Raw genomic sequence first — 17,226 nt, forward strand, 5'->3', positions numbered from 1 at the left:
TCGGCGATCGCGTGCGCGTCTCACCGAACCGCTGCGTCAGGGTGCGCAGCAGCGTTTGAGGACGGATATTTGGCTGCCACCGTTTGAATGCCGGCCGGCTATTCGCAGACCATGCGGACCCGTTTTCCGGGTTGGCTGACGTTCCTGCAGGTGAGCGGTTTTGCCGGCTCGGATGACGGCATCGGCGGATCGTTGGAGATCCTCCGCGTGTGCCTTCTCGGCGCCACCGGAGTCTTGATACCGGGGACCGTCGCCCTTTTCGGCGTTTCGGGCGCCACAGGAAAGACATCGGTCTGCAGCAACTGCGGCTGTTCGGGCTGCGCCTGCTGCGGCGGCCTGTCCCAGAACCGCCGGACGTCAAGCGGCCTCGGAATGACGACGGTGCCGTCGTAGCTGCGCGAGCAGCCGCTCCCGAATAGCAGCATCGGGCACAGGAAAAAAGGCAGGATCCGTCCCAACATCGGCAACACCCTTGCGGGATTTATAACGCGGCTTCGGTTCCACCGACAACCGTCGGAATACACCGCGGGCAAGGCTAGCGCATGACCCGGAGAATCGGAATCGATTTCGCCGGGGATCGTGCGCAAAATCAAAATGCCGCAGCGTCCCTAGCGCGTCCGAAAGGGCGCGCCGCGCTGTGGCTCGGCGCGGACGGAGAAATCCAGCGCAACGCGGGATTGGCATCCCGTCAAGCCGTAGAGTTCAGCCGCGATTCGGCGACGCGTTGCGGGCAAGACTATGGTGCGATCGCACCATACCAAAGCGTGCGTCCGGTTGGGACAATAAGCCCATTCGAGTTCCGCCCCTCCAGTTACGGGCGGGAGCAGCGACCGCCGGCAAGAAGCAGGGTCAGATTTACCCCAACGGACCTGTTTCGGCGATGGCGCGGCCATGACCTCCTTGGCCGCATGCAACGCGCTCCCGCCCGGATTTTCTTTTTCGGCGCCAATTGTCTCGCCTGTCGAGGACAAATGTCGGCCGGAAATCGTGCAAGCTGCTGATTCCAGCGGCAAACCACGGCTGTGCCGGCGAGACCCGCGGCGCTTCCTTTTCGACACGGCAGTGCCGCGTTACCGGGCTGACATCAAACTGTCATGTGACTGTAATAATCGGGGGCTATTGGCCTCAGCGGGCGCCGCAGGAATGGCGCCGAGAGACCATTTTCCGAACAGGAGCAGGCCACATGAAGAAATTCCTCCTTACGGCGTCGGCCGCGGCGCTTGCGCTCGCCGCGTCGGCTGGTTATGCCGCCGCGCGCGACCAGATTCAAATCGTCGGTTCGTCCACAGTGTTCCCCTTCACGACGGCTGTTGCTGAAAAGCTCGGCCAGAGCGGAAAGATCAAGACCCCGGTCGTCGAGTCGACTGGCACCGGCGGCGGCATGAAGCTGTTTTGCCAGGGCGTCGGCGAAAATACCGCCGACTTCACCAATGCCTCGCGCGCCATCAAGGACAGCGAACTTAAAACCTGCAAGGCAAACGGCGTGACGCCGGTCGAGATCAAGGTCGGCTTCGACGGCATCGTACTGGCCAACTCGAAGGCAGGGACTGTCGTCGATCTGACCAAGGAGCAGGTTTTCAAGGCGCTCGCCAAGAACGTCGCCGTTGACGGCAAGGTCGTCGCCAATCCCTACGTGAACTGGTCGGATGTCGATGCGTCGCTTCCCGCGACAAAGATCGAGGTGCTTGGCCCCCCGCCCACGTCTGGCACGCGCGATGCGTTCGTTGAACTCGTCATGGATGCGGCCTGCCAGGAAGAAGTGAAGGCGGCTAATGAAAAGGGCTGCGGCGAGATCCGCGAAGACGGCGCTTTTGTCGAGGCCGGCGAAAACGACAATCTGATCGTCCAGAAGCTGGAAGCCAACCCCAATGCCTTCGGCATCTTTGGTTTCTCGTTCCTTGACCAGAACGCCGACAAGCTGCAGGGCCACAAGGTCGACGGCGTCGAGCCAACCTTCGAGAACATCGCATCCGGCGATTACGGCGTTTCCCGCTCGCTCTATGTCTATGCCAAGAAAGAGCATGTCGGCGTCATCCCCGGCATGCAGGAGTTCATCGCCGAGTACACCTCGGAGGGTGCATGGGGTCCTGATGGTTATCTGGCCGACAAGGGCCTGATCCCGCTGCCGGACGCCGAGCGCGCCAAGTGGGCCGAAAACGCCAAGGCCCTGAAGGGCATGGGCTCTTGATGTTTCGGGGTCCGGGCGTATATCAGCTCTGACCCCTCATGCTCTAAAAGCCCAAAGCGCGGGACCAAAGGTCCCGTGCTTTGAGCCGGTGAATGACCGGCGGTCGAGGGGACGTCCTGAATGGTCGGTTATCTCGTTGTTCTACTGTTAGGTCTGGCCGCTGCGGCCTATTGGATCGGCCGGACACGCGCAATTGCCAGTGTCAACGGCGACGTCGCGCGATTGCATTCGCTGCCTGGCCAACATGGCATGTTTCTGGCGCTTTTTGCTGCCGGTCCCGCGCTGCTTGCGATCGTGTTGTGGTCGCTGATGACGCCGGGAATTGAATCGTCGATCATTGCCGACCGCTTCGCCTCCGAGTTGTCGGGAATGGGCGTTCCGCAGGTCGAAGCTTTCATCCGCGACGCTCGCGCGATGGCCTTTGGCGGGCTTGTCGGCTTCGCCGATCCGACGAAAGAGGCAGCCGCGGCCGTCTACAAATCGATCCATACGACCAGCACCTGGATCATCTGGGCCGTCGCGCTCGTGTTTTCCGCGTCCGGATTTTACTGGGCCTATTCGCGCATCGCCCAAGCCTACCGGGCGCGCCACGTGGTCGAGCGCGTTCTTCGCGCATTCTTGATCGCCTGTTCGGTGGTCGCAATCCTGACGACGATCGGTATCGTCCTGTCGCTTATCTTCGAATCCCTGCGGTTCTTCCAACAGGTGCCGTTCTATAAGTTCCTGTTCGGCACGCACTGGTCGCCGCAGAGCGCCTTCACCGGTGCGGGGACGGAAGCCGGGGCGGTCAACCAGGACATTTTTGGCGCGGTGCCGCTCTTTGCCGGCACGTTGCTCATCACCTTCATCGCCATGCTTGTGGCCGCGCCTATCGGGCTGATGGCTGCAATCTATCTTTCGGATTACGCTTCCAAAAGCGTCCGCGCGGTGGCAAAGCCGGTACTGGAAATCCTCGCCGGCATTCCGACCGTGGTCTACGGCTTCTTCGCCGCGCTGACGGTTGCGCCCTACTTCCGCGGTATGGGCGAAAGCCTGGGCCTCAGCGTCGCGTCCGAATCCGCGCTCGCCGCAGGCGTGGTCATGGGTATCATGATCATTCCCTTCGTTTCCTCGCTTTCCGATGATGTGATCAATGCCGTTCCGCAATCCCTGCGAGACGGTTCCGCCGGCCTCGGCGCGACCAAGTCGGAAACCATCCGCAAGGTGGTCCTTCCCGCTGCCCTTCCGGGCATCGTTTCGGCGATGCTGCTCGCCGTCAGCCGCGCAATTGGTGAAACAATGATCGTGGTCATGGCGGCGGGCCTGGCGGCAAACCTCACGGCCAACCCGCTCGAAGCGGTCACCACCGTGACGGTGCAGATCGTGACGCTGCTTGTAGGCGATCAGGAGTTCGACAGCGCCAAGACGCTTGCAGCCTTCGCACTCGGCCTGGTGCTGTTCTGCATCACGCTTACCCTCAACATCGTCGCTTTGCGCGTCGTCCAGAAATACCGAGAGCAATATGACTGATGCGATCGCGTCATTCGGCGCCGGCCGGCGGCCGGTCAGCGTTCATACCGACGATGCCGCGAAGGCGCGGCTGAAGGGTCGTTACCGCACTGAAACGTGGTTCAAATGGCTTGGCGCCGCAGCCGTCGCGTTGGCCGGCTTATTCCTTGTGCTGCTCCTGTCGACGATCGTCACGCAGGCGATCCCGGCGCTGCGGCAGAACTATCTGACGCTGCCGATCGATCTTTCGGCGGCCAAGGTCGACCCGGCGAAACTCGACGCCGCCAACTACGACGCCATCGCTCAGGAAGCGCTTACGGCAAAATTTCCTGATGTGACGGGCCGTCAGGACAAGCGCCTGCTGCGCGGACTGATTTCCACCGGCACAGGCGTCTTCCTGCGCAAAGATATTGCGGCTGATCCGGGGATGCTCGGAGGAACAGTGGACTATGCGGTTCCACTTGACGATTTTGCCGACCTTTATCTCAAGGGGTTGCTTGCCGACGTCGGTTCGGACGAAGCGATTTCGACAAGCGTCACGCCTTCGGAAACCAGCGGCGACATCGATCTGACCTTCGGCGACGACGCCATGCTGACGCTGGCGCGTGGCAATGGTGCGACCGAGGGCGAAAACGGTATGCTCACGCTGACGAGCGGCGCGTCGTCGCTGCTGGTCGCGTTCAATGGCGGTACGGTCAAGCTGACCGCGCTGTCGCCTGGGGCCAACGGGACGGCGGTCGCAAAGGGCACGGTGATCGAGGCGCTGGACAGCACGGCGCCCGCCGCGAGCGGCCAGGCATTCCTGCGCGTCATCGACACGCCGGAAGCATCGCGAAAGATTTCCGACAAGATGATCGTCTGGCTCGACACGCTGAAGAGCGCCGGCCTGATCGAAAGCCGGTTCAACTCGATCTTCTTCTTCACCGGCGCAAGCCGCGAGCCGGAACTGGCCGGTGTCTGGGGCGCGGTCGTCGGATCGTTCCTGACCATGATCGTTACGCTCGCCATCGCCTTCCCGATCGGCGTTTCGGCGGCGATCTATCTTGAGGAATTTGCCCCCAAGAACCGGCTGACGACGATCATCGAAGTGAATATCAACAATCTGGCGGCGGTGCCTTCGATCGTCTTCGGCCTGCTTGGACTTGCCGTATTCCTGAATTTCTTCGGCATGCCGCGCTCAGCCCCGGTGGTCGGCGGCATGGTGCTGGCGCTGATGACCCTGCCGATCATCATTATCGCCTCGCGCGCTTCGTTGCGCGCCGTGCCGCCGTCGATCCGCGAGGCGGCGCTCGGCATCGGAGCGTCCAAGGTCCAGACCGTATTCCATCACGTCCTGCCGCTGGCGATGCCGGGTATCATGACCGGCACCATCCTCGGAATGGCGCATGCGCTGGGCGAAACCGCGCCGTTGCTGATGATCGGCATGGTCGCCTTCATCGTCGACATTCCCGGCGGCTTCACCGATCCCGCGACGATCCTGCCGGTGCAGATATTCATGTGGGCGGATTTCCCGGAAGCTGGATTCCAGCAGAAGACTTCGGCGGCGATTTTGATTTTGCTGCTGTTTTTGGTCATCATGAACGCCATCGCGGTGATACTGCGCAGGCGCTTCGAGCGGCGCTGGTAAGGAGTAGAGGATATGAACATCATGACGGAAGCCGGCGTCGAGCAGAAACTGAGCAGCGGAACCAATGCCCCTTCGATCAAGATGAAGGGCGAAAAGGTCTCTGTTCATTACGGCGAGAAGCGAGCTCTGTTCGACGTGGATATCGATGTCCGCGAGAACCAGGTGACGGCGTTGATCGGCCCATCGGGCTGTGGCAAGTCGACCTTCCTGCGGTGCCTGAACCGAATGAACGACACCATCGATATCGCGCGGGTGAGCGGCAAGATCACGCTCGACGGCGAGGATGTCTACGACCCGAAGATCGATGTCGTCGAGCTGCGAGCCCGCGTCGGCATGGTATTCCAGAAGCCGAACCCGTTTCCGAAGTCGATCTATGAAAACGTCGCCTACGGTCCGCGCATTCACGGCCTGGCCAGGAGCAAGGCCGAGCTGGACGGCATCGTTGAATCGAGCCTGAAGAAGGCCGGCCTGTTCAACGAGGTCAAGGATCGCCTGCTCGAGTCGGGTACCGGTCTCTCCGGCGGACAGCAGCAGCGCCTGTGCATCGCGCGCGCCATCGCCGTATCGCCGGAAGTGATCCTGATGGACGAGCCCTGTTCGGCGCTCGATCCGATCGCCACCGCCCGCGTCGAGGAACTGATTGACGAACTGCGCCAGAACTACACGATCGTCATCGTCACCCATTCGATGCAGCAGGCAGCGCGCGTGTCGCAACGCACGGCGATGTTCCATCTCGGCTATCTGGTCGAGGAGGGCGCGACCGACAAGATGTTCACCAACCCCGACGACAAGCGCACCCAGGACTACATCACCGGCCGGTTCGGCTGAGCGGTCCGGCGGCGAATTTCGAACACGAGGACAGTATCATGGGTGAACACACCGTCGCATCTTTCGACGAGGAACTGGAGCACATCGACAGGCTGATCCGCGATATGGACGAGCTCGCCGCCGCGATGGTCGCAGCCTCGATCCGCGCGTTGCTTGCATCAGACAATGCGATGGCGCAGCGCGTCGTCTCGGACGACGCCATCATGGATGCGCGGCAGCGCGAACTCGACGATAGTGCGATCACGCTGATCGCCAAGCGGCAGCCGATGGCGCAAGATCTGCGCGCCGTGGTTGGCGCAATCCGCATGGCCGGCGATCTCGAGCGCATCGGCGACCTGGCCAAGAACATAGCCAAGCGGGTCAGCGCAGTCGGGCAGAGCGCCACGCCGCGTAATCTCTCGCACGGTATCGACGCGATGGCGGATCTCGTTCTTGTGCAGCTCCGCGGCGTGGTCGAGCACTATGTGTCGCGCAATGCCGGCGCGTTGAAAGAACTGCGCGCCGACGACCAGAAGATCGACGTGAAATATACGGCGGTTTTTCGCGAACTCCTGACCTACATGATGGAGGATCCGCGCAACATCACCGCCTGCACGCATCTTCTGTTCTGCGCCAAGAATCTCGAGCGTATCGGCGATCACGTCACCAACATCGCCGAAAACGCCTACTATGTCGTGACCGGGCAGCAATTGCCGGCGGATCGCCCGAAGCTCGACGAAACGACGATGTCGGCGCCGGCGACATGACGGGGGTGACCGGTCGATGATCGCGCCACGCATCATGGTGGTGGAGGACGAAGAGCCGCTGGGCGTCCTCCTCCGCTACAATCTGGAATCCGAAGGCTATCAGGTCGAGGTGGTGACGCGCGGCGACGAGGCCGAAATCCGGCTGCAGGAAAACGTGCCCGATCTTCTGGTGCTCGACTGGATGGTGCCGGCGGTTTCCGGCATCGAGCTTTGCCGACGCCTTCGGATGCGCCCCGAAACCGAGCGGCTGCCGATCATCATGCTGACCGCACGCGGCGAGGAGAGCGACCGGGTGCGCGGCCTCTCGACAGGGGCCGACGACTACCTGGTCAAGCCGTTCTCGACACCGGAATTCATGGCCAGGATCAAGGCGCTGCTGCGCCGCGCCAAGCCCGAAGTGCTGTCCAGCGTGCTGAAGGTCGGCGACATCATGCTCGATCGCGAATCGCACAGGGTCTATCGCAAGAAGAGCGAGATCCGGCTCGGGCCAACCGAGTTCCGGCTGCTCGAATTCATGATGCGGCACCCGGGTCGGGTCTTCTCGCGCAGCCAGTTGCTAGACAATGTCTGGGGCGAGACGATCTACATCGACGAGCGCACGGTGGACGTCCATGTCGGACGGTTGCGCAAGGCGGTCAACAATGGTCGCATGCCCGATGTCATCCGCACCATCCGCGGCGCGGGCTATGCGATCAGGGAAGACTAGCTGATATTCAGGTGATGCCGGCCTGCGACCGGCGATTTCCTGCGATTCCGGTACGTACCCAAAAGTACGCTCCGTTCCGGTTCTCGGAACTCACGCAGTCTGGTCGGCTCGCGCCCGTCTTCGAGCCGGCGCGGCCTGACCTGAATCTCAACACATCCCCAAGTTGCAATCCGCCGTTGTTCCTTGCCTTTCGGAGTCAGGCCACGTGCTTCCTGATCATGCCGGACTTCCCTTGTATGCCCGGCGCGAAAATCTCCTGGTCGACGAAGCTCAGCGCCCGCAAGGCGCAGCCTTCGCGGATCAGCGGCAGCTCGTTCGTCTCGGTGTCGAAGGAAATCGAACCCGAATGATGGCCGCCGGCGGTCTGGGCGATGGCCTCGCGCAGGGCCGGCTCGATCAGGTCGAAGGCGGCAGCGTTGGCGCCGACCATGGCGACCGGCGCCGGATCGATCAGCGCGAACAGGCTGCCGAGCCCGAAGCCGAGCGCTTCGCCGGCCTTGCGGTAGGCTTCGCGCTCCGGTCCGTCCGCCTGGCGCGCCCGGGCCGCCAGTGCCCGCATCTCGGCGTCGCTGACATCGGCGACCGGCTCTGCGTTCTCGCTCAATTGCCTTGCGTTGCGCCAGATGGCGTAGTTGCCGGCATAGGCCTCGACGCAGCCGCGCCGCCCGCAGCGACAAAGCGCGCCGCCCGGCCGATGAATCATGTGGCCGAATTCGCCGCCCGAGGAATGGGTGCCGGTGAACAGTTCGCCCTTCAGCACCAGCCCCATACCGATGCCGTGCGAGAGCAGGATGGCGATGAAATCGTCGCGGTAGCGATCCGGCTCGCGCCAGCGCAGCGCCACGGCCATCATGTTGCAGTCGTTCTCCATGATGGCCGGGATGCCGAACTCGCGTTCCAGAATGTCGGCGAAGGCGATGTTAGTCTGCGGCGTGATCGGCGACCACAACATGGCGCGCGCATGCGAATCGGTGATGCCCTGGATCGCCAGCGCGATGCGGGCGACGCTTTGGACGTCGAGGTCGGGGTCTTCGATCCGGCGCCGCACGATGGCGACACATTCGTCGATCAGCTCGTCGCGCGACATGGTCAGCGTGTCCAGCCGGCGTTGTTCCTCGGCGACCACCTGTCCGGCATAATCGATGACAGCGACCGACAGGAAATTCAGCGACAACACGACCGCCAATACCGCAGCGGCTTCCGGATTGAGGCTGAGGCCGACCTGCGGTCGGCCGCGTTTCATCGAAACGGTCTCGCTCGCCTTGCTCTCGGTCAGGATGCCTTCCTGGATCAGGTCGGAAGAGATCGCCGATATGGTCGAATGGCTGAGGCCGGTGGTTGCGGCGATCTCGGTCCGCGACGGCTGGCCGGCCCGGCGTACCGCAGAAATCACCATGGCCCGGTTGCGCCGGCGCAAATCGTCATGACGGATTCCAACCGACATTCTTTTGCTTCCTCCCTATTGCCGCGGCCGCTCATGAATCGGAAGCCGTCGGTAATGTCCGACAAATAGTGGCAGAAGCAGCAGGCCCTGTCATTATTTATTCCGAGGCTCGAAATAAGTCGGCAGGGACATTAAAATCCATCGGAATTGATGTTGACAGCGCTCCGCCGTTGGACCAGTATTTTTTCGAGGCTCGAAAAAATAGTGGCCTTTGTGCCGGCCTTCGGGCCAGTTGGTCGCGCCGTACGCGGCGCAGGGAGGATATCATGAAGAGATTCGCAGCCGCCATTCTGGCGGGGGTTGCCATGTCGCTGACGCTCGCGTCGGCCGCACAGGCCAAGGACAAGGTCATTGGCGTTTCGTGGTCGAATTTCCAGGAAGAGCGTTGGAAGACCGACGAAGCCGCCATGAAGACTGCGATCGAGGCAGCCGGCGACAAGTATATTTCCGCCGATGCACAGTCCAATCCCGGCAAGCAGCTGACCGATGTCGAGAGCCTGATCTCGCAGGGCGCCAACGCGCTGATCATCCTTGCGCAGGACGCCTCGGCCATCGGGCCGGCGGTGCAGAAGGCGCTGGACGAAGGCATTCCGGTCGTCGGCTATGACCGGCTGATCGAGAACAAGGACGTGTTCTATCTGACCTTCGACAACCAGGAAGTCGGCCGCATGCAGGCCCGCGAAGTGTTCAAGGTGGCGCCGGAAGGCAATTACGTCTTTATCAAGGGCTCGGGCGCCGATCCGAATGCCGATTTTCTGTTCGCCGGCTCCATGGAAGTGCTCAAGGACGCGATCGACAGCGGCAAGATCAAGAATGTCGGCGAGGCCTATACGGACGGCTGGCTTCCCGCCAACGCTCAGAAGAACATGGAACAGTTCCTGACCGCCAACGACAACAAGATCGATGCGGTGGTTGCTGCCAATGACGGCACCGCTGGTGGCGTCGTCGCGGCGCTGACGGCGCAAGGCTTGGCCGGATCCGTCCCGGTGTCGGGCCAGGACGGCGACCATGCCGCGCTGAACCGTATCGCGCTCGGCACGCAGACCGTATCGGTATGGAAAGACGCGCGCGAGCTCGGCAAGAACGCTGCCGAGATCGCCTCGCAGCTGGCCGACGGCAAGCAGATGACAGACATTGCGGGCGTCAAGGACTTCACCACGCCGGGCGGCAATGTCGTCAAGTCGCTGTTCCTGACGCCGATTGCCATCACCAAGGACAATCTCAACGTCGTCATCGACGCAGGCTGGATCAAGAAGGAAGAGGTCTGCGCCGGCGTGGCAGCGGGCACTGTCCCGGTCTGCAACTGATCCGGCCATCGCAAGAAGCCTGAAACGCCGCGGCTTCACGCCGCGGCGTTTTTTCAAAAAGAATTGTTTTTCCGCTTCTCGCGGCTAACTTCTAAGCTGCTTCCGGCATCCGCGGCAGACGGCAACCCGGTGGGAGGACATCATGGCCGACACGACTTCCAACACGCCGGCCGCCGATACAGCTGCCGATCGGGCGCGTGAATCCGAGCTCAGCCCCATCGGCCGCTTCCTCAAGGCAACCGAGCTCGACATACGCATGCTCGGCATGGTCGGCGCGCTGCTGGTCATCTGGGTTGGAATCCACATCCTGTCGGGCGGGCTCTTCCTTACGCCGCGCAATCTCTGGAACCTGTCGGTGCAGACCTCCTCGGTCGCGATCATGGCGACCGGCATGGTGCTGGTCATCGTGATGCGCAACATCGATCTTTCGGTCGGCTCCGTCGAAGGTGTGATCGGTATGGTGATGGGCGTCGCGCAGGCCGAATTCCTCATCCGGGTCATGGGCTTCCAGCTTGGAAATCCCTGGATATGGATCATCGCACTGGCTGCCGGCGTGGTGCTCGGCCTGATGATCGGCGCGCTCCAGGGCTTCATTATCGCCTATCTCGAGGTTCCGGCCTTCATCGTGACGCTGGGCGGCCTGCTGATCTGGCGCGGCATGGCGTGGCTGATGACGAGCGGGCGCACCGTCGCGCCGCTCGACGCCACATTCCAGCTCATGGGTGGCGGGCCGCGTGGCTCGATCGGGGCAACCGCAAGCTGGATCGTCGGCATTCTCGCCTGTGTGGCCGTCGCCTTGATGCTGCTCAACGGCCGGTCACAGCGCAAGCGGTTCAAATTTCCGCTGCGCCCGGTCTGGGCGGAGAGCTTGCTTGGTGTTGTCGCCTGCGCCGCCATCCTTGGCGCCGTCTGGATCGCCAATTCCTATCCTTGGCCGATCGGCATCGTTCGCCAGTACGCGCAGCGGACCGGCATCACCGTTCCCGAAGGCGGCCTGTTCATCGCCCATGGCATCGCCATACCGGTGCTGATCGCGGTCGCAGTCGGCATCGTTATGACCTTCATCACCAGGCGCACCCGTTTCGGCCGCTATGTCTTCGCCATTGGCGGCAATCCGGAAGCGGCGGAACTCGCCGGCATCAACACGCGCTGGGTGACCATGAAGGCGTTCATGATCATGGGCGTGCTGGCCGCGATCAGCGCGGCGATTGCGTCGGCCCGCCTCAATGCGTCGACCAATGCGCTGGGTACGCTGGACGAGCTCTTGGTCATCGCGGCTGCGGTCATTGGAGGCACATCGCTGGCCGGCGGCTCCGGCACGGTGCTCGGCGCCATGCTGGGCGCACTTCTGATGCAGTCGCTGCAGTCCGGCATGGTGTTGCTCGGCATCGATTCACCACTTCAGAGCGTCGTTGTCGGCGCCGTGCTGGTCGTCGCCGTCTGGCTCGACACCGTCTACCGCAAGCGGGTCTGAGCATGATCCCGAGCCGAAGCTCCGCGTCAGCGAAAATTGGACGCCGGTTTCGACAAGACCATGCTCAAGCAAAAACCACAGGGAGGAACGATCATGGCTGACACAACTGCTCCCACGCCACTGGTCGATATGCGCAACATCTCGATTGCCTTTGGCGGCATTCGCGCTGTCGACGATGCGTCGATCGACCTTTTCCCGGGCGAGGTCGTGGCACTGCTTGGCCACAACGGCGCCGGCAAGTCGACGCTGATCAAGATCCTGTCCGGCGCCTACAAGCGCGATTCGGGCCAGATCTTCGTCAATGGCGAAGAGGCTTCGATCTCCAATCCGCGCGACGCCAAGAAATACGGCATCGAGACGATCTACCAGACGCTGGCGCTCGCCGACAATGTCGACGCCGCCGCCAACCTCTTCCTCGGACGCGAGCTGATGACCGGCTGGGGCACGCTCGACGATGGCGCCATGGAGGCCGAGGCGCGCAAGGTGATGGGCAGGCTCAATCCCCGTTTCCAGCGCTTCAAGGAGCCGGTGGTAAAGCTTTCAGGCGGCCAGCGCCAGTCGGTGGCGATCGCGCGCGCCATCCTGTTCAACGCCCGCATCCTGATCATGGATGAGCCGACGGCGGCACTCGGGCCGCAGGAAACGGCGCAGGTCGGCGAACTGGTCATGCAGCTCAAGGCCGACGGCATCGGCATCTTCCTGATCAGCCACGACATCCACGATGTGTTCGAGCTTGCCGATCGCGTCTGCGTGATGAAGAATGGTCGGGTCGTCGGCACGGCGCGCACCAGCGACGTGACCCAGGACGAGGTGCTCGGCATGATCATCCTGGGCAAGTGCCCGCCCGGTGCCATTCCGGGGCCAGGTGCGCTGAAGATCGCCGCCTGAAGCTTCAAATACCTGTCATGTGATATGCCAGTCGTCATGATGGTTTGGCCGCGCCATTGTGTTGCCACGGGGACTTGCCCATAAGATGGGGAACCATGGGCCGCAGCAGCAACTTGAAGAAGTTCTTCCCGATCGTCGCTTTCATCGCCGTCGCGCTGATCAGCCTGACGATGGCGGGATTCGCCTATTTCGCCACGCAGGAAGCAGCGCGCATCAAGTTCGAGGCGACGGCGGACGACGCGCTCAACCGGATCGACAGCCGCATCGACCTGCATCTGTCGCTGCTGCGATCGACCCATGCGCTGTTCGAGGCGCGCAATGGTAGCATTTCGCGGGGCGAGTTCAAGGCGTTCTTCGAAGCGCTTGGTATCAACGACAATTTTACCGGCCTGCGCGGTATCGGCTTTCTCCGGCTGGTGAGAGCCGGCGACGAGGCAGCTGTCGAGCGTGCCATCCTGCACGACTATGGCGCCAGCGATGCGATCTATCCGGCTACGACAACGCTGCCATGGCGTACGCCCATCACGCTGTTCGAGCCGCTGGATCCTTCCAATCAATCCAGCATCGGCTACGACATGTTCACCGAACCGGTGCGGCGCGAGGCGATCGAAAGGGCGATGGCCGACAACCAGCAGCACGCGAGCGGGCGCGTGCAGCTAGGCCAGGAAACAGGTGCTGCGCAGACCTTCACCGGCTTCCTGGTCTTCGTGCGGCTCAACGTCGAAACCGCCCAGGACGGCATCGATGCGTCCAGCTCCTCGACATCAGGCTTTCTTTATGCGGCCTTCCGCGCCCGCGATCTGTTCCAGACCGCGCTCAGCCGAACGCCGCTGCTGCCGGTCAACATCGAAATCTATGACGGCAAGGTGGATGCCGACCATCTTTTGTTCCAGTCGGAAACGCCGCCGGCGTCGACCTTCGGTGACAGGCTGGTGGTTTCTCGCGAGATCACCATCGCCGGACGTCCATGGACCGTCCTGTTCAGGCCGACAAGCGCGTTCTCGCAACCTTCCTCGCGCGCCATTCCGGTGATGCTCGGCCTGTTCGGACTGCTGCTCGCGGGAACCATCGCGTTGGTGGCCCGCTATCAGGAGCGGGCCTATGACGCGGTCTCGCTGCTCCATGAAACGACGGAAAAAAGCTTGCTCGAAAAAGACCTGATGCTGCAGGAGATGAAGCACCGCATCAAGAACTCGATCACGCGGGTGCTGGCGATCGCGCGCCAGACGGCGTCGCACGCCACTGACGTCCACGAGTTCTCGTCCTCTTTTTCGGCCCGGCTGCAAGCGATGGCGGCTTCCCAGGACATGCTGACGCGCTCGCGCTGGCAGAAGGCCGATCTCGCCGATCTCTTGCGCATCGAGCTTGGCCAGGTGTTCGGCAAGGAGCTTCCCGAGGGGATATTGTCGGGGCCAGAGGTGTTGCTCGACGAGACGACGACGCAAGCGCTCGGCCTGACCTTTCATGAACTGGCAACGAACGCGCTGAAATATGGCGAAACCGGCAATTCGGTCAATGCTAGAACGGGCGAGTGGTCACTCAAGGTCGACTGGTCGGTCGAGGGCCGCAGGAGCGACCGGACGCTGGTCCTCAACTGGCGCGAAGCCGGCCAGAAGAAGCTCGAACCACCTGTCAAAACCGGTTTTGGCACCAAGCTGATCGATCTGAACGTCACGCGCGAATTGGGCGGTACGATCAATCGCGATTTTCACGATGGCGGGTTGAGCGTGGAAATCAGGATTCCACTGTCGGACTGAAACGCTGCCGCAAACCGACCGTTTTCGAAGGCGCAAGTAAACAGAGACCGGCTCGTCCGGTCTCCGCTTCTATTGCCTCATGCGTCCGAATCGGATCAGCAGCGAGCCGTAAACAGACGGCCACGGTTGTCGCGGTACTGGCAATAGCCGTTGCGAAGGTTGCGCACCAGCAGGCCGGTACCGGCACCGATGGCTGCGCCCACCAGCGCACCCTCGCCGCCGTCAATCAGGCCGCCGGCCAGAGCGCCGACACCGGCGCCGACGGCGACATCCTTCTCAGTGGTGCTGCAACCGCTGACTGCGATCACGGCAACCATGGCAATAATCATCTTCCGCATAGGGTCACTCCTCGCCTTTTTGTCCTCACTTGTAGCTCTACCCGTCATGTATCATGCGAAAAAGCGTTTTGCCTGCTCGATTTCATTGTTGGCTAAGGGAATCTTTTTCGGGGCGCGCGCCGTGCGAGGCAACCTCAAGATCGGAAATCTCCACGGACGCGTCGAGCGTGCCGTCCGGACGCACATTCCAGACGATCTGGTCGTAATCATCCTCACGTGCCGGATCGACGGAAAGGCATTTGGCAATTATGCGCGGAGCCTGACCCTGCACATCGCTCAGGGCAAACGGACGCGCGACGGTGCATTCCTGAGCGGTTTCGAAAACGCTCACCGATACGGGCAGTTCGCGACACTCGGTCATCGCGTTCGAACAGCCAATGACCAGCAACACGGCAGCGATGTGTTCCATGGCGACGGTCCTCCGGCCATAAGAACGGGCCACATCCGTCAAAGTTCCTGCCATGCAGGCTGGCGCGACTGATTGGAGAACAGGTCGACATGAGGCAAGCACAAGCCGCCGGCCACTTTGGGTCCGCCGCTTTAAATTGTATTTATGCATGTCGTTATCGCAAAACCGCTGCACACCCTCGGGTCAGGCCCGAGGGCATGCTTTTGCGCGACATGCATTAGATCAACTGGAACGCGGCGACCAGGACGACCACCGCAGCCAGCCCGATCGCGGCGACGCCGGGGGTCGGGAGGGGAGTACGGGGCGACGGCATCGCGGATGCTTCGAGATCCTGAAACCCGCCCATCGAAACGCGCGCGGCCTGTTCCAGCCTGTTGATGTCGGCAACCGTCAAAGCCAATTCCTCCCGTACTGCGCAGCAACTGCGATCGAAAACGTCATGCGGAGCGGTGTCTGGGAAAAACAGCATCGGACCTTATGGTGAACAGATGGTTAAGCCGGCGCGGCCGGTATCGATCCCCAGCCCTATTGGCCCCGGCTCTCTTGGGCTCGGCTGCTGTCCGTTCAATCCGTCTCGAAATTGCCGCGAGGAACGACAAGACGATATTCGAGGCGGTCCCCGGTGATTTCAAGTGTCGCCGTACCGTTCAACGACGCAGGCACAACGCGCTCGAGCGCGACGCTGCCAAAGCGCTTCTCACTGGGCTGATTGTCATTGGCTCCGATGGCTTCGGCCCATGTCAGCGACAGTGCGGTCTCGCCAGCGGAAGCGGCCGTCAGATCGGCCGTCACCTCGACGAATCCGTCGGCTCGCGACAGAGCGCCGTAGCTGACCGAATTGACGGCAAGCTCGTGCATGGCCAAGCCGATATGCAGGGCGGCATTGGGGTTGAGGTACGGATTTGCACCCTGGAAACGCAAGCTGCGCACAGGGTCGGCTCCATAGCGGCCGACCTGGCCGGACACCAGTTCGCGCAGTGCCGCTCCCCGCCAGTTCGACGAGGTCACCAGGTCCTGGGATGAGGCAAGCGACTGCAGCCGGCCGCGAAAGCGTGTCAGGAAATCACCGAGCGTGTCCGAATAACGGCTGGTCTGGGTGGCGATGCTCTGGATGATCGCCAAAAGGTTCTTTGAGCGGTGGCTGACCTCGCGCAGCAGCGTCTTCAGGGTCTGCTCGCGACGTTTCTGCTCGGTCGTTTCGACCATGGTGGTGACGACGCCCTGCACGGCGCCGCCGTCGTCGTGATCCGCGTCTACCCATATTTGGAACCAGCGAACGCCGTCGTCGGCGGGAATGCTGAGCTCAAGATGTTCCGGATTGCCGGATGCGACGACATTGCGTTTGGCCGCACCGATACGCTCCGCCTGCGCCAGCGGCAGGATGCCGTTGCTGTCGGTCGTATCGGAAGCCCATGGCGGGCGCATGTTGCGGGCCCAGACGGTTTTCATCTCGCGATCCTGATAGAGAACCGAAATGCCGGCATTGTGCAGCGCATGGAGAAGGGCCCGGCCAAGCTGCATTCCACTCTCAGCGGACTGCAAAGCGATGATCTCATCGCTCCGTCCGCTGTCTTTCATGTCTCCGGCTCTGGGTTGCATTGTTCACTTCACCCGCCCAATGCAGGCTGAACGGCTGACGGAAAAATGGGTTCCCAAAAGAGGTCCGCCGAGCGACGTCCGGTAAGGACTCCGCCCGGCGGTAGCTGGAAACCGCTTGAGGGGTGCGGCTCCCAGTGTTCGATCGCAGTTCACGACGCGCGTTTGAACAAGCCCGCGATAAGCGAAATGATCAGGAAAGCGAGAAAGATGAAAAACAGTATCTGCGCTATACCTGCCGAGGTGCCGGCGATACCGCCGAAACCAAGAGCGCCTGCAATGATCGCGACGACGAGAAACACGAGCGCCCAGTAAAGCATGATCCATCTCCTTCAAATGGTACGGCAAAAACGTCTTTCGCTGCCGTTTGTTCCACCATTTCCCGAAAAAGACGATCCCTGGAAATCTTTCCGGCCCGAATTGAATCGTC

General features: G+C 62.1%; 17 protein-coding genes. 10 read left to right on the top strand and 7 right to left on the bottom strand.

Features of this window, described 5'->3' with window-relative positions; all coding sequences use genetic code 11:
* Positions 1-98: 98 nt before the first annotated feature.
* Positions 99-461, bottom strand: coding sequence for a hypothetical protein (locus tag BQ8482_RS26170; protein ID WP_123150220.1), 363 nt, complete (start codon positions 459-461; stop codon positions 99-101).
* A gap of 722 nt (positions 462-1,183) precedes the next feature.
* Between BQ8482_RS26170 and BQ8482_RS26175 the strand changes: the two genes are divergently transcribed.
* The 6 genes from BQ8482_RS26175 (at position 1,184) to phoB (ending at position 7,583) form a co-directional block, all read left to right on the top strand.
* Positions 1,184-2,188, top strand: coding sequence for a PstS family phosphate ABC transporter substrate-binding protein (locus tag BQ8482_RS26175; protein WP_123150221.1), 1,005 nt, complete (start codon positions 1,184-1,186; stop codon positions 2,186-2,188).
* 120 nt (positions 2,189-2,308) lie between these two features.
* Complete coding sequence (gene pstC / locus BQ8482_RS26180) at positions 2,309-3,697, top strand: phosphate ABC transporter permease subunit PstC (RefSeq protein WP_123150223.1); 1,389 nt, start codon at positions 2,309-2,311, stop codon at positions 3,695-3,697.
* Positions 3,690-5,303, top strand: coding sequence for a phosphate ABC transporter permease PstA (gene pstA, locus BQ8482_RS26185; protein WP_123150225.1), 1,614 nt, complete (start codon positions 3,690-3,692; stop codon positions 5,301-5,303). The genes pstC and pstA overlap by 8 nt, the downstream gene beginning before the upstream one ends.
* 12 nt (positions 5,304-5,315) lie before the next feature.
* Positions 5,316-6,131 carry a phosphate ABC transporter ATP-binding protein PstB gene (gene pstB / locus BQ8482_RS26190; protein ID WP_077373276.1) on the top strand — a complete coding sequence of 272 codons (816 nt, stop codon included), beginning with the start codon at positions 5,316-5,318 and terminating at the stop codon, positions 6,129-6,131.
* A gap of 38 nt (positions 6,132-6,169) precedes the next feature.
* Entirely contained in the window at positions 6,170-6,877 is a 708-nt protein-coding gene (gene phoU, locus BQ8482_RS26195; protein WP_123150226.1) for a phosphate signaling complex protein PhoU, read from the top strand.
* Positions 6,878-6,893: 16 nt separating this feature from the next.
* The gene (gene phoB / locus BQ8482_RS26200) at positions 6,894-7,583 is read left to right on the top strand and encodes a phosphate regulon transcriptional regulator PhoB (protein ID WP_123150227.1); all 690 of its coding nucleotides are present in this window, start codon (positions 6,894-6,896) and stop codon (positions 7,581-7,583) included.
* A 196-nt stretch (positions 7,584-7,779) separates the two neighbouring features.
* On the opposite strand, the gene BQ8482_RS26205 is transcribed toward phoB, so the two are convergent.
* Positions 7,780-9,027, bottom strand: coding sequence for an ROK family protein (locus tag BQ8482_RS26205; RefSeq protein ID WP_123150228.1), 1,248 nt, complete (start codon positions 9,025-9,027; stop codon positions 7,780-7,782).
* Positions 9,028-9,293: 266 nt separating this feature from the next.
* Here BQ8482_RS26205 and xylF point away from each other — a divergent pair, with 266 nt between their 5' ends.
* From xylF to BQ8482_RS26225, 4 genes are all read left to right on the top strand, one after another.
* A complete protein-coding gene (xylF, locus tag BQ8482_RS26210; RefSeq protein ID WP_123150229.1) occupies positions 9,294-10,334 on the top strand; it encodes a D-xylose ABC transporter substrate-binding protein in 1,041 nt (346 codons plus the stop codon).
* A gap of 142 nt (positions 10,335-10,476) precedes the next feature.
* Positions 10,477-11,808 carry a sugar ABC transporter permease gene (locus BQ8482_RS26215; RefSeq protein WP_123150230.1) on the top strand — a complete coding sequence of 444 codons (1,332 nt, stop codon included), beginning with the start codon at positions 10,477-10,479 and terminating at the stop codon, positions 11,806-11,808.
* Between the two features lie 93 nt (positions 11,809-11,901).
* On the top strand, positions 11,902-12,696 hold the full coding sequence (locus BQ8482_RS26220) for an ATP-binding cassette domain-containing protein (protein WP_123150303.1): 795 nt from the start codon (positions 11,902-11,904) through the stop codon (positions 12,694-12,696).
* A 113-nt stretch (positions 12,697-12,809) separates the two neighbouring features.
* Positions 12,810-14,453: a CHASE domain-containing protein gene (locus BQ8482_RS26225; RefSeq protein WP_123150304.1), complete on the top strand. Its 1,644-nt coding sequence runs from the start codon at positions 12,810-12,812 to the stop codon at positions 14,451-14,453.
* A 95-nt stretch (positions 14,454-14,548) separates the two neighbouring features.
* On the opposite strand, the gene BQ8482_RS26230 is transcribed toward BQ8482_RS26225, so the two are convergent.
* The 5 genes from BQ8482_RS26230 to BQ8482_RS26250 all read right to left on the bottom strand — a co-directional run bounded on the left by BQ8482_RS26230 (position 14,549) and on the right by BQ8482_RS26250 (position 17,116).
* Positions 14,549-14,791: a YMGG-like glycine zipper-containing protein gene (locus tag BQ8482_RS26230; protein WP_123150232.1), complete on the bottom strand. Its 243-nt coding sequence runs from the start codon at positions 14,789-14,791 to the stop codon at positions 14,549-14,551.
* 82 nt (positions 14,792-14,873) lie between these two features.
* Positions 14,874-15,200 carry a hypothetical protein gene (locus BQ8482_RS26235; protein WP_123150233.1) on the bottom strand — a complete coding sequence of 109 codons (327 nt, stop codon included), beginning with the start codon at positions 15,198-15,200 and terminating at the stop codon, positions 14,874-14,876.
* A gap of 217 nt (positions 15,201-15,417) precedes the next feature.
* Complete coding sequence (locus BQ8482_RS38330) at positions 15,418-15,594, bottom strand: hypothetical protein (protein ID WP_165848716.1); 177 nt, start codon at positions 15,592-15,594, stop codon at positions 15,418-15,420.
* 170 nt (positions 15,595-15,764) lie between these two features.
* On the bottom strand, positions 15,765-16,799 hold the full coding sequence (locus BQ8482_RS26245) for a sensor histidine kinase (protein WP_123150237.1): 1,035 nt from the start codon (positions 16,797-16,799) through the stop codon (positions 15,765-15,767).
* 149 nt (positions 16,800-16,948) lie between these two features.
* Positions 16,949-17,116, bottom strand: coding sequence for a DUF1328 domain-containing protein (locus BQ8482_RS26250; RefSeq protein WP_023797107.1), 168 nt, complete (start codon positions 17,114-17,116; stop codon positions 16,949-16,951).
* Between the last annotated feature and the right edge of the window lie 110 nt (positions 17,117-17,226).

Origin of the sequence: Mesorhizobium delmotii, from assembly GCF_900149755.1 — a bacterium.
GTDB classification, from domain to species: Bacteria; Pseudomonadota; Alphaproteobacteria; order Rhizobiales; family Rhizobiaceae; genus Mesorhizobium; species Mesorhizobium delmotii.